Annotated in this window: 13 protein-coding genes; 4 read left to right on the forward strand and 9 right to left on the reverse strand. The window is 52.3% G+C overall.

From position 1 onward, the window contains the following. Window positions 1–5 precede the first annotated feature (5 nt). The 6 genes from RJ53_RS02195 to RJ53_RS02220 form a co-directional block, all read right to left on the reverse strand. On the reverse strand, window positions 6–428 hold the full coding sequence (locus tag RJ53_RS02195) for a DUF2111 domain-containing protein (RefSeq protein WP_211529972.1): 423 nt from the start codon (window positions 426–428) through the stop codon (window positions 6–8). A 31-nt stretch (window positions 429–459) separates the two neighbouring features. Further along, complete coding sequence (locus tag RJ53_RS02200; RefSeq protein WP_246495940.1) at window positions 460–1,041, reverse strand: hypothetical protein; 582 nt, start codon at window positions 1,039–1,041, stop codon at window positions 460–462. After that, a complete protein-coding gene (locus RJ53_RS02205; protein ID WP_211530094.1) occupies window positions 1,038–2,471 on the reverse strand; it encodes an RtcB family protein in 1,434 nt (477 codons plus the stop codon). Before RJ53_RS02205 ends, RJ53_RS02200 begins: the two co-directional genes overlap by 4 nt. A gap of 9 nt (window positions 2,472–2,480) precedes the next feature. After that, window positions 2,481–2,900: an archease gene (locus tag RJ53_RS02210; protein WP_246495941.1), complete on the reverse strand. Its 420-nt coding sequence runs from the start codon at window positions 2,898–2,900 to the stop codon at window positions 2,481–2,483. After that, on the reverse strand, window positions 2,878–3,162 hold the full coding sequence (locus RJ53_RS02215) for a hypothetical protein (protein ID WP_211529973.1): 285 nt from the start codon (window positions 3,160–3,162) through the stop codon (window positions 2,878–2,880). Before RJ53_RS02215 ends, RJ53_RS02210 begins: the two co-directional genes overlap by 23 nt. A 71-nt stretch (window positions 3,163–3,233) precedes the next feature. Beyond that, window positions 3,234–3,548 carry a DUF2551 domain-containing protein gene (locus tag RJ53_RS02220; RefSeq protein WP_211529974.1) on the reverse strand — a complete coding sequence of 105 codons (315 nt, stop codon included), beginning with the start codon at window positions 3,546–3,548 and terminating at the stop codon, window positions 3,234–3,236. Between the two features lie 251 nt (window positions 3,549–3,799). Here RJ53_RS02220 and RJ53_RS02225 point away from each other — a divergent pair, with 251 nt between their 5' ends. Both RJ53_RS02225 and RJ53_RS02230 read left to right on the forward strand, forming a co-directional pair. Further along, on the forward strand, window positions 3,800–4,876 hold the full coding sequence (locus tag RJ53_RS02225) for a GHMP family kinase ATP-binding protein (protein WP_211530096.1): 1,077 nt from the start codon (window positions 3,800–3,802) through the stop codon (window positions 4,874–4,876). 59 nt (window positions 4,877–4,935) lie between these two features. Further along, on the forward strand, window positions 4,936–6,177 hold the full coding sequence (locus RJ53_RS02230; protein WP_211529975.1) for a GNAT family N-acetyltransferase: 1,242 nt from the start codon (window positions 4,936–4,938) through the stop codon (window positions 6,175–6,177). Here RJ53_RS02230 and RJ53_RS02235 read toward each other — a convergent pair. Continuing rightward, window positions 6,169–7,785, reverse strand: coding sequence for a putative manganese-dependent inorganic diphosphatase (locus RJ53_RS02235; protein WP_211529976.1), 1,617 nt, complete (start codon window positions 7,783–7,785; stop codon window positions 6,169–6,171). The genes RJ53_RS02230 and RJ53_RS02235 overlap by 9 nt on opposite strands. Window positions 7,786–7,925: 140 nt before the next feature. Here RJ53_RS02235 and RJ53_RS02240 point away from each other — a divergent pair, with 140 nt between their 5' ends. Together RJ53_RS02240 and RJ53_RS02245 are read left to right on the forward strand one after the other, a co-directional pair. Then, the gene (locus RJ53_RS02240) at window positions 7,926–8,975 is read left to right on the forward strand and encodes an ATP-binding protein (protein WP_211529977.1); all 1,050 of its coding nucleotides are present in this window, start codon (window positions 7,926–7,928) and stop codon (window positions 8,973–8,975) included. 2 nt (window positions 8,976–8,977) lie between these two features. Continuing rightward, window positions 8,978–9,787, forward strand: a complete 810-nt coding sequence (locus tag RJ53_RS02245; RefSeq protein WP_211529978.1) for a mechanosensitive ion channel family protein — start codon at window positions 8,978–8,980, stop codon at window positions 9,785–9,787. An 11-nt stretch (window positions 9,788–9,798) separates the two neighbouring features. Here RJ53_RS02245 and gltA read toward each other — a convergent pair whose 3' ends face one another. Both gltA and RJ53_RS02255 read right to left on the reverse strand, forming a co-directional pair. Continuing rightward, window positions 9,799–11,142, reverse strand: a complete 1,344-nt coding sequence (gltA, locus tag RJ53_RS02250) for an NADPH-dependent glutamate synthase (protein ID WP_211529979.1) — start codon at window positions 11,140–11,142, stop codon at window positions 9,799–9,801. Then, window positions 11,142–11,978, reverse strand: a complete 837-nt coding sequence (locus RJ53_RS02255) for a sulfide/dihydroorotate dehydrogenase-like FAD/NAD-binding protein (protein WP_211529980.1) — start codon at window positions 11,976–11,978, stop codon at window positions 11,142–11,144. Before RJ53_RS02255 ends, gltA begins: the two co-directional genes overlap by 1 nt. Between the last annotated feature and the right edge of the window lie 11 nt (window positions 11,979–11,989).

Here is an 11,989-nt window from a genome sequence, read left to right on the forward strand (position 1 = left end):
CGTTGTTACCTTTTTGCAATGCTCTGTTCACTATCCAATGGACAGGGATCTGTTCCACAGACCTGACGGAGGATGAATGACTGGTGTTCCATGAGCGTCGCCAGATCAAAGATGCCGGTGATGTCAACGACTCCTATTGCTCCAATCGCCGCTCCCTCACTGTCCCGGATAGGTGCGACGACGACAGGAATACCCTTATAGATCCCCTCTTGCGGACGTGTCTTGATAAGGCGGTTCCCGGCAATCGCGTCTTCGAGGATCGGTCCGGTATAGGATCTGTCGATCACCTTCCCATCTTCTATCCGGATACCGGGTTTCTCTGCTGACCTTCCGGTTATCGGAAGATTGGAGACTATCGTATGGATCGTCATCAGGACCGATTCGAGATCATCGGCTGATGAATCCCGGGCAATGGTATATCGATGCATAATGGAACACTAACAACCATACCAATTCCATCTAAAAGAAGGTTTCCTTTTTAGAGGAACAAAATGCCGTGATGAACGTCCGGGATGGATACTCATGTGCTGTTGTCAGGATGACGCGGCCCTCTCCGATTGACTCCTCAATGAGAATTGGATCTCCCTCTCTGGTTTCCGCAATGGCTTCCCCCTCGTACTCTGTGAGATGCCCGTCGCATTCAAAGGCAGTATGGTCGTATCCATCAAGCAGGGCGACGGCATCACTCTCTCTTCTGATGAGAATCTCACGCGGGCCGTACGCAAACTGGTATCTGACAGAGAACGGGAGCCAGTCATAACATTCCGGCACCTCACCACCTCCTCCAAAAACCACCAGATTTCCTCCAGACCTGATGAAGCGTTCCATCCTGCTCTTCGTTGCCCTGAGTGCGGGAAGGACACGGGAATATTCCTTGTTTGCAAACCCTGTCGGGATGATGAGTGTTCCAAAAGAACCACGGTAGAAGGGAGCTGCAAGAAGCTGTGGTGTGACCAGTTCGCAGGATCCGACACAATCCTCGATCAAGCGAAGAAACATCAGCTTTTCTTCCCAGATGAGTGCCGGTGTTCCACACCTCATCCTTTGATCACTCCAAGGGGCATCATTCGTGCGACGATCCGCGAGAGTCCGGCCTCATGAACAACACGGATAACTTCATCACTTGACTTATACATCTCAGGTGCTTCCTCGGCGATTGCATCCCCGGATGGCGCCCGGACGATGATCCCCTGTTTCTTCAGGTCAGCCGATACCGCAGCCCCACGTACCGCTTTCTTCGCCTCTTTTCTGCTGCTGACCCGTCCGGCACCATGGCAGGTACTCCCAAAGGTCTTCTCCATCGCCGTCTCTGTTCCTGCGAGGAGATATGATGCCGTTCCCATGCTGCCTGGAATGATCACCGGCTGTCCTGTTCTCTGGTATATCTCGGGGAGCTCAGGTCTTCCGGGTCCAAATGCCCGGGTTGCCCCTTTTCTATGAACACAGACGCGCTTGTCTGAGCCATCAATGGTATGCATCTCCCATTTGGCGACATTATGCGCCACATCATAGACCAGTGGCATCTCAGAAGGGGAAATCCCAAATGCCGATTCAAAGAGGGTTCTCACCTGATGGGTGATTATCTGGCGGTTGGCCCAGGCATAATTTGCAGCGGCCGCCATCGCACCAAAGTAGCTCTCCCCTTCAGGTGAGGTGAGAGGGGCACAGGAGAGCTGACGGTCAGGCAGGGTGATGCCGTATTTTTTTGTGGCTTTCTCAAGTGTTTTCAGGTGATCTGTACAGACCTGGTGTCCAAGCCCACGTGATCCACAATGGATCATACAACAGACGTTTCCTTCCTTCACACCAAATGTCTTTGCCGCCTCGTGATCCCGGATCTCGGATACCACCTGAAGCTCAAGAAAGTGGTTCCCTGATCCCAGGGTGCCGCACTGGGGGATCCCCCTCTTGCGCGCTTTCTCACTGACGTTCTCGGGAGCTGCCTCCTTCATATATCCCCCCTCTTCACACCGGATGCAGTCCTCAGGAAGACCATATCCTTCAGATACCGCCCATTTGGATCCAAGAGCCAGGAGATCGTCAAGTGCTGAAGCCGAGAGCCGGAATGCACTTTTTGATCCAACACCTGTTGGAACCTGCTGATACAACCTGCCGATGATATCCTCCCTGCTCCCCAGATCCGAGACCGAAAGCGGTGTTGTGATCATCCGGACTCCACAATTGATGTCAAACCCGACGCCCCCGGGTGAGATGATCCCTTCCTCTTCGGAGAAGGCAGCGACACCCCCGATCGGGAATCCATAGCCCCAGTGAATGTCAGGCATGCCAAAGGAGTGGCCGATGATACCCGGGAGGGTTGCGACGTTGGCAAGTTGCCTGACGGCTCCCTCTTCGAGGGATTCAAAGAGGGAATCCGAGAGGAAGAGCCTGCCGGATACCCGCATATCCGGTATATATCCGAGGGGAAGATCCCACTCATGACGTCCAACAGAAGAGAATAGTTTCTGCATCATCACACCTCAAATATCAAAGATGATATCACAGCTCATCATATCTCCGGTGGTCTGAATTGAAAGGCCTGAGAGCGAGACGCCTTTAATCTCCCTCCCCCCTTCATGCTTCTCTCTTTGAAATGGCTCTCCTCTGAGAGTCGCAATCAATCCGCTGCCTGTGAATCTGATGACCGTCTCACAGACGACGAATGATTCCACCTCGGAGATATAGAGGAGATCAGAGAGGAATTCCCAGAGGAGATCCTCCGGATCGTCTGCATCGATGGTCATTGTCTTTTCAGACCAAACATCACATTTTCCGGGATAGAGGACTGCAAACATAGCCTTTGCAGCAAGGGAGAAGAGCTCCTCCCTGCTCTCTGCCCGGATTCGTCGACGCACATCTGCGGTATGCGGAAGCTCTTCAATACTCATCGGATTGACCATACCCAAAGTACCGTGGAACCATCTTCATATCGATCGTCTGGATCCATTTCACCTGGTACCGTGAGACATACAGATCATGGTCCCCGACCGTTATGCGTATGTCAGTTGATTTTGGCTGCTTGATTGAGGTCGGGAGGAGGATTGGCCCTCCACATGATGTACAGACCCTGAAGTCGCATCCGCGCTCATGAATATATGCCCGTACGTCTTCGTTAATGATGATATCCGGCACCTCTGTGGGTTCTCCAAACGGTCTACGCATGTACGTGATTAATGGGGAGAGAATGATTAAAATAGTTCTGACTGATGCAGGCGATCAAAAAAAAAGGAGTCTTATGTTGATGCGACAATATCTGTCACAACATCGAGATATTGTTCTTTCATCTCATAGACACTTGTCGTACTTTCGGCTTTCCGACGGATATGCAGGATGCCGAATTTGGATGCGATGATCCCAACCATGGATGCAACCGATTTGATACCGATGCTGAAGTGTTCGTTTAACCGTGCATGGATCTCTGCAATGGTGAGTGAACGGACACGAATGAAGAGGTTGAGCAACTCTTTCCGTATCCCTGATGTGTCTCTGGATAGGTACGCTCTGAGGCGCTCTTCGATCTCTTTCCTGATCTCTCCCGGCGAGAGCATACACTGAATACTGCACTACACCTATATATATTATCCTATTCTCTTCTCATCCGGTGGCTATGAATTCTTGTATAAGGTATTTTCCAGACTGTATCACTCTGCACTCTGGTAGATATCTGTTGATGGAAATCGATAGGTGATAGACTATATCAAGTGTTTGTCTTGTATCCGGCCTCTTTTGATATTTCGCATCCGCACATACAGATCAGAAAGACTATCACCGGGTATCGAAAATGGCTATGGGATATACCATGCCGACGATGAAGATTCGTGGTGGCGATCTCGATCTCGTTGAGTACGAGTTCGTCGCCTTCTCACCCGGAGAGGAGATCAGGACATGTGGATTAATTGGAAAAGTAACTGCAGATCCGCAGAAGGGGACGTTCTCTGCAGTTGCGCCTGCACGAATTCATCTGAGCGTCTTTGACATGAACCGTTTCGCCCCCGGCCATCCCGGCGGTGGCGGACTTGGATTTGCCATCCAGCTGTACTGCCAGGCCGAGGTCTCCTGCACACCGGAAGGCATAGAGGTGGAGCATCCGCGAGCATCCATTATCCGTCATTTCCTTATTGCACTGAGCCGGGCTGTCGGCTATACCGGTGGTTTCCATGTCGTGGCTACTGACCATGGAAAAGAGCATGTTGGTCTTGGATCAACGAGTACCCTTCTCACCGCTGTTGGAAACGCCACAAATGCCGCACTCGGCTCTCCACTTACAAGCGATCAGATCCGGATGCTTATTGGGAATAACTATGTCGAGGAGACCGAAGGCGGCGATGTCGTCTTTGGATTTGAGACCGGTGTCGGTCCGGCCGTATCAACACACGGTGGAATCGGGGTGATGGGTGATGCCCTCTCCCTCGTCTACCAGCATCCATTTGCAGAAGGAAAGAACGTCTTCATCGTCATCCCCCCGACCGGAGTCTCAAGTGCCGGAGAGCACGAGTTCGATCTCCTGATGACGAGGGCCCGGACCCTTGACTACCGGGATCGTGAACTAAAGGTCTATATGATTATGATGGATCTGATTCCTGCCGTTGAGCGGGGCGATCTTAAAACAATTGGCGACATCATGTGGGAGATTGAGTTCCGGGGATCAAAGCGGGCAGAGGTGGAGCATCACAGCTTCGCGCTCTATGAGTACATGAGCCGGCTCCGGGAAGCCGGCCTTGAGTTTGTTGCAATGAGTTCGGTTGGTCCGGCAATCGCCATCATTACTGAGAAGAGCAGGAAAGATATGGATTCTATCGTCACCCCCCTCGGTCTTGAGATCGCAGTTGATGCTGCCGTTGATAACCAGGGTGTGCAGGTGATCCCTCCTGCCTGAGGATCGAACCGTACAGGTTTATCATCCTTCCTGTCTCTTTTCTCCATTGAGTACGTACTATGCGGATACTCATACCAACAGATTGTTCTGAGTATGCAGATGCCGGTCTCGATATGGCTTCTGAGATTCCGGGTGTTGATGATATCCTCCTCCTCCACATCCCGGAAGAGGAGATAACGCCCGCTATCACTGAAAAACTTGAGGAGCGATGTCGGCGCCTTCGATCCACTGATATACGCACCCGATACAGAATAGTGGCGAGGAGTCAGGGGAAGATAGCTGACATGATCAGATCCGTTGCCGAGGAGGAGCGGATCAACACCATCGTCGTCGGGGCACGAGGGCGGGGAAGAATAGAGAAGTACTTCCTCGGTTCTGTATCAGATGATCTCCTCCTCCATGTGAGCCGGGATCTCCTGATCATGCGCTATATCCGGGGTCGTATGCATGATGATCGTCCCGGCCTCTTCTCCCGTATCCTTGTACCCATTGAGCTCTCTACAATATCCTATGAGATCCTCGCCTTCATCAGGTCTCTCGGTCTCAGCAGTCATGTCCTTCTTCTCCATGTCGTCCGATCCGATGATCCCGCTCTCCTTGATGATGCGAGGGATCGCCTCAACGATGCAGCGGATCTCCTGAAGGGTGACGCGGGCGGACCATCAGTATCCGTCCTCCTTCGTCGTGGCAACCGGATCGAATCGATCCTCTCGGTTGCTGAGAGCCATGCGATGAGCATAATTGTCATCGCCCGGTTTGGGCATCTCGATTACCTGAAGAAGGCGATAATTGGAGAGACTGTTGCAGGTGTTGCAGCCAGAGCTGATATACCGGTCTATATCCGTTATCCAGAGATCAATCTCAGGGTTGATGCCAGAGAGCTGAATGCAGATGAGTTTATTCATGCTGAAGAGCTCTGGAAAAGATATCACCAACAGACCGGAGATCCGGCGAGTGATCGCATCTTTGGGACCTTTGCAGAGGGCATCCTCGTTGCGGTCGCCCGTTGCCGCCGCCATCCTGATGGTGATGAAGTGGATGCCGTCTTCACCCCGGAGGGGTACCGTGGGCATGGGTTTGCCCGGCATGCAGTCGGGGCCCTGATCGAGGCATGCAGGGATAATTATCTCTACATGCACTCAACTATCGCTCTGGTTGCGTTCTATCGCCGGTATGGGTTTGTGGAAATTCCGGAAGAAGAACTACCCCCCTCGATCAGGAGAAGATATGCCTTTGCCCTTGGTAATCTGAAGGGGGCAGGGGTGGTTCCGATGATGCGAAGCCCGGACGAATCAGAGTGACCTGATCATCTGCCCGAATCTCGGAAGGAAGTCCTTCTTTCGTGACATCACACCCTCAAGCCGGACGGGTTGTGTATCGATATGCAGACGCTGAAGAGTCATATCATCTGCGGCGACGAAGAGATCACTCCCATTTTCAAAGACACAGGTAATCAGTACGGCGACGATGTCCACATCAAGCTGTTCCCGAATCTCCGGGAGGATCTTCTGAATTTCTTCTGCATGTATAGACGAGAAATCCTCTGATGGAACCATCACCTGAGAGATGACAACCTCCTTGGAGAAGAGTGTATATCGCTTGGTATCTTTCTTGAGAAGTTCTTCGATCGAATATTCTGAGAGCTCCATCCCCTCCTGAAAGAGCTTCATCCCAAAATCAATCGGTTCTATCCCTGTTATCTCAGAGAGATATGAGACCATCTCCTCATCTTTTGTCGTTGTCGTTGACATCTTCAGTCCGAGTGTGTCTGAGAGGACACCGGCAAGGAGGAGCCCGGCAATCTTCTCGGGGATTTGTATTCCGGAATCCCGATAGATAGATGCGACGATCGTTGAGGTTGATCCGACTGGTTCCATCACAAAACGAATCGGCTTGAGTGTGGTCATTGCTCCAAGCCGGTGATGATCGATAATCTCCAAAATCTCGGCATGCTCGATTCCATCCACCGCCTGACTGTATTCGTTATGATCAAGGAGGATAACCGCTTTCTGAATCTCCTCCATCAGGGTGTTGCGGGATATCATCCCGATGAGTTTGTTCTCCTCATCAACAATACAGGCCGTACGATATCGTGAATTGCTGACGAGCTGCTTGACATAATCGAGACCGTCGTCGGTATGGACCACCGGTACATCGGTGGCCATCACCTGGGATGCAGGGAGAGAGAGATTGATCATCTTGGCAACACCGAATGCATCGAGTTTCGTTGAGAGGAGTGATACCCCCCGTTGTGTCGCCGCATTGATCACGCGCTCCCCAAGCGGGGCGTCATCTGCGATGATCAGAACTGCAATTCCTGCTGAGATAAGTGCCAGCTGGGAGGGTTCATTATCTCCGACGATTGCGATATCATCTTCGGTGAGGCGGGAGAGGGTGACATGGAGTGCGTCGATCGATATATAGACATTCCCTTCAATGATCTCCTTCTTTCTGACGACGATATTTGCATCAAGAATCCGTGCCAATGTATCGAGAGGTATTGGCGATACAGAGAGATGCTCGACCCGGGTACGCCTGACATACGCCTTGGAAAGGCCGTGTTCAGAGACGAGTCCGGCAAGGCGCCCCTCCTCATCGATGATCGGGATGTTTCTCAGATCATGTTCATCCATCATCTCGACAACATCGATCGTCGGAACATCCATCCCGGCATTCAATGTGTAGGTGAATGGAATATCCGCCACCGTCGGCTCGACCGACTCTATAAAGGCTGGTGGTTCAACCCCGAAGTGTGAGAGGACAAACTCCGTCTCCGGGTTCATATCACCACATCGTGCAGGGATATATCTCCCAGGTTCAAGTTCGTTCAGATATGCCGCATATCCGATAACACTGCAGATACTATCCGTATCCGGGTTCTTATGTCCGATAACATAGACACTGTTCATAGAAAGCTCCCTTCTCTCTCCATATTTAGGGTTGGTAGATCTCTTCTCACTCTCCGGTGATATTCTTTCCCCTGAGGATAGCCTGATTTGAAGAGGAATCTTTATCCCGCTCCTTCCCTGATACAGAGAGATGAGATCAGATGAGTAGCGATGAAACCGTAGCCAGAGAAGAGAAGAGCCATCCGCCCTGTATCGGATTTCATAATGAATTTGAAAAGATTCAGGAGATTATCAGCATGCACCGGTCCGGTACAAAACAAAATGTTGCGATTCTCGGTCTCCCATACTCCGGCAGAAGCACACTTCTGACAACCCTCAGGGAAGAATATAAGGACTCCTCGTACTTCGTTGAATACGGTTCATGGATCACAAAGAAACGTAAGCTGCTCGAATCCCGCTACTCTCAACCCATCGTCTTTATAGACGGGTGCCAGTATCTCTTCTCCCGTCGGATCGGTGGCTTCTCGGTCCTCGATGATTTCCTCGAAGAGGTCGCCTCCTCCTCCTCTCTCTTTATAACGACCTGGAACCTGTATGCCTGGAACTATATCAGGCGGGTTCGGGAGGTGGAACGTTTCTTTCCAAAGATCATCAGACTTCCTCCTCTCTCTGATACCGAGATGCGGCAGTGTATTCTGAAAGACTATACTGAAGCCGAGCTCCAGTTCATCGGAGATGTGGATATTGAATTGCCGTCCCTGCTCAGATTTACCCCATATCCGGTGAAGCTTCCATGGAAGAGCGAACCTGTCGAGCTGCCTCTTCCCAGGGTCAATATCGATCGGGTATCGTTGAGACGGCATAAGAAGGAGATGAATCTCTCAGATGAGGAGCTTGTATTTCAGAAGATAACAAAGATGGCAGGTGGCAACCCTGGTGTTGGAAAAGCCATCTGGAAGAAGAGTTTTGAGTATCCGACCGTGAACCTCAAGGACTATACACCCATGCGGATGCCTGATCCACTCCTTCGAAATGATGCTTTCATCCTTGGTATCATCGCTATGACCGGCAGTATTACACGTGAGGAACTGGAGGAGGCGGCAGGGGGGGAATATCCAATCTGCCCGACCCTCTATCGTCTCCTCTCTCTTGAGGTCATTATGAAGGTTAATGGAGGGTACCAGATCTATCCGGAAGCGCTCCTTCTTGTGAATGAAATGCTTCTGAAACTACGGATCTTCTGGGAGTGAGAATGATGGTCGATACACAGCTTGCTGAGATTTATGACGAGATCATCCCCCTTCTCATCGATGCCGTCGTCATCTTCATCATCGCTTATCTGCTTGCCAGAGTGATCAGTTTTATTCTCATCCGTACCTCGGAGTTCTTCGGCCACGCACGGATTGGTGTCCGGATGATCGTTCCGATACTCAACATCCTCATCTACACAGTCGCCATCATGATCGTGATCCAGCGTGTGTTGACGCTCTCGACCATTGAGCTGGTCGCCTTCTCCGGTCTCTTCGGTGCGGCGATCGGTTTTGGCCTGAAGGATGCCTTTGCAAATGTCATTGGGGGGGTGATCATCGCCTTCCAGAAACCATTCAGGATAGGAGATCGGATCAAAATGGGGGAGTATTATGGTGAGGTGGTGGAGCTTGGCCTCATCGATACCCGGATCATTACCCCTGATGACAGTTACGTCACCATACCAAACCACAAGATCTTCACTCAGAGCGTCGCAAGTGCCAATGCCGGCAAGACCGAGATGCAGGTTGTTGTGGATGTCTTTATCGATCATACCGCGGATATCGCCAGGGCGATCGAGATCTTCAAGGACGCCATCGTCACATCCCGGCATGTGTATATCACAGACGCCTGCTTTTATACGATCCTTACTGAAAACAAAATGTACAGTGTCCGGCTCCGGGCACGGGCATATGTCTGGGATCTCCGCGATGAGTTCGAATGCAAAGCAGAGATATCACGAAGGACAAAAACAGCATTTCAGGAGGCAGGAATTTACCCTCCCCGGCTCTTTTCGGGTGATCAAAACGCGTAAAAAGGGGATGCTTACTCCTCAGTAAGCATCCGGCAGACGGCATCAGCTGCCGTCTTTGCCGCACCCATTGCGAGAATGACGGTTGCAGCACCTGTTGCAACATCGCCTGCGGCATAGATCTTCGGAACAGTCGTCTTCCCCGACTCATCAACCAACAGGTTTCCTTTCTTCTCACGGACAAGCCCCTCGATCATCCTGATGAGGAGCGGATTCGGACTCTGGCCGATGGCCTCGATGACAACGTCGGCGGGGATGATGTACTCGCTGCCCGGAATCGGCTTTGCTGAAGGCCGCCCGGAGTCATCAAGCTCGCACATATCCATCGATACGACCTCAACACCGGTAACGGTTCCTTCTCCAAGAATCCTGGTCGGGTTTGTGCAGCAGAGGAATCTGATCCCCTCCTCTTCTGCATGGTGTGCCTCAACCAGACGTGCCGGCATATCCTCCCTTCGCCGCCGGTAGACGAGGGTGACATCGGCCCCCATCCTCTTTGCGACGCGGGCGGCATCCATCGCGACGTTTCCGCCACCTATGACGACGACCGACCGCCCTTTCTTCACCGGGGTGTCATGATGGGGGAACGCATCTGCATGGAGAAGATTGACCCGTGTCAGGAATTCGTTGGCTGAGTAGACACCGATCTGGTTCTCCCCCGGGATCCCCATAAATGCAGGGAGGCCTGCGCCAGTTGCAAGGATGATCGCGTCATAACTGAGGAGTTCTTCCACAGGCAGGCTTCTGCCGACGAGATAATTCGTCCTGATCTCAACTCCAAGACGTTTCACCTCAGAAATCTCAGCCTGGACAACCTCCTTTGGAAGCCGGAACTCCGGGATGCCATAGGTGAGGACGCCGCCAGGCTCATGGAACGCCTCGAAGATGGTCACCGAAAAGCCGTTTCTGGCAAGCTCTGCTGCGGCGGTGAGGCCGGCAGGCCCTGATCCGACGACCGCAATCCTCTCGGATCTCTTCTCAGCAAGCTCCGGGATCTCGATCCCGTTCTCACGCTCCCAGTCCGCAAGGAACCGCTCAAGCGACCCGATCGCGATCGGTTTATCCTTGACACCAAGGATACATTCCCCTTCACACTGGACCTCCTGAGGACAGACACGGCCGCAGACGGCGGGAAGCATATTGCTCTCCTTGATGATTCCTATTGCGGAACGGAAATCTCCATCCTCGATACAGCGGATGAATCCGGGAATATCGATACCGACCGGGCAGCCATCGACGCATGCCGGTTTTTTGCACTGAAGGCATCGTGCAGCCTCAGCTATCGCCTCTTCAGCCGGGATTCCGCTATCGACCTCTTCAAAGTCATGTACCCTGAGATCAGCCGGACGATCTGACATCAGTGGTGCCCCCCACAGCCGCAACCCCCTGTATGGTGGGCAGCGGACTCCTTCTCTTCATCAGTATAGAACCGCTGGCGGCTCATCAGGAGATCGAAATTAACCTCATGCGCATCAAACTCAGGCCCGTCAACACAGGCAAACCGTGTCTCTCCACCGACGACGACCCGGCAGGAGCCGCACATCCCGGTACCATCGACCATAATCGGGTTTAACGAGACAAATGTCCTGATCCCGAATGGTTTTGTCACGCCTGAGGTGACCTTCATCATGATGGCAGGGCCGATCACCCAGACAGCATCCGGTGGCCTCGTCTCGCAGATCTCCTTGAGTGGACCGGCTGCAAACCCCTTGATTCCATAGGATCCATCATCTGTTGTGATGATCAACTCGTCACAGACCGATTGCATCTCATCTTCAAGGATAAGCAGATCCTTGTTCCGTGCACCGATGATCCCGATGACGGTATTACCCGCCGTCTTCAGGGCCTTTGCGATGATCGGAAGGCAGGCGATACCAACGCCCCCGCCGACGAGAACGCAGGTTCCATATCGCTTCACCTCGGTCGGCTGGCCGAGAGGGCCGACGACATCAAGGATGGTATCTCCTTTCTTCAGTGCAGCGAGCTTTCGTGTCGTCGTCCCGACGGTCATAAAGATGATCCTGACGAGATCGCCATCCACCCCGGAGATGGTCAGCGGGATTCGCTCTCCTGTCTCATCAATTCGGAGCACAAGAAACTGGCCTGCTTCTGCATGCCTGCTGACATGGGGCGCCGATATCCATGCCTCATATACATTCTCCGCAAGCGCGGATGCTGCTGTTATCGTGTACAAATTAACATCTC

The sequence above is a fragment of the Methanocalculus chunghsingensis genome, assembly GCF_018132105.1.
GTDB lineage: Archaea > Halobacteriota > Methanomicrobia > Methanomicrobiales > Methanocorpusculaceae > Methanocalculus > Methanocalculus chunghsingensis.

Coding starts and splice junctions, on each gene's coding strand:
- RJ53_RS02195 (WP_211529972.1), bottom strand. CDS start 428: ATGCATCGATATACCATTGCCCGGGATTCATCAGCCGATGATCTCGAA.
- RJ53_RS02200 (WP_246495940.1), bottom strand. CDS start 1,041: ATGAGGTGTGGAACACCGGCACTCATCTGGGAAGAAAAGCTGATGTTT.
- RJ53_RS02205 (WP_211530094.1), bottom strand. CDS start 2,471: ATGCAGAAACTATTCTCTTCTGTTGGACGTCATGAGTGGGATCTTCCC.
- RJ53_RS02210 (WP_246495941.1), bottom strand. CDS start 2,900: ATGGTCAATCCGATGAGTATTGAAGAGCTTCCGCATACCGCAGATGTG.
- RJ53_RS02215 (WP_211529973.1), bottom strand. CDS start 3,162: ATGCGTAGACCGTTTGGAGAACCCACAGAGGTGCCGGATATCATCATT.
- RJ53_RS02220 (WP_211529974.1), bottom strand. CDS start 3,548: ATGCTCTCGCCGGGAGAGATCAGGAAAGAGATCGAAGAGCGCCTCAGA.
- RJ53_RS02225 (WP_211530096.1), top strand. CDS start 3,800: ATGCCGACGATGAAGATTCGTGGTGGCGATCTCGATCTCGTTGAGTAC.
- RJ53_RS02230 (WP_211529975.1), top strand. CDS start 4,936: ATGCGGATACTCATACCAACAGATTGTTCTGAGTATGCAGATGCCGGT.
- RJ53_RS02235 (WP_211529976.1), bottom strand. CDS start 7,785: ATGAACAGTGTCTATGTTATCGGACATAAGAACCCGGATACGGATAGT.
- RJ53_RS02240 (WP_211529977.1), top strand. CDS start 7,926: ATGAGTAGCGATGAAACCGTAGCCAGAGAAGAGAAGAGCCATCCGCCC.
- RJ53_RS02245 (WP_211529978.1), top strand. CDS start 8,978: ATGATGGTCGATACACAGCTTGCTGAGATTTATGACGAGATCATCCCC.
- gltA (WP_211529979.1), bottom strand. CDS start 11,142: ATGTCAGATCGTCCGGCTGATCTCAGGGTACATGACTTTGAAGAGGTC.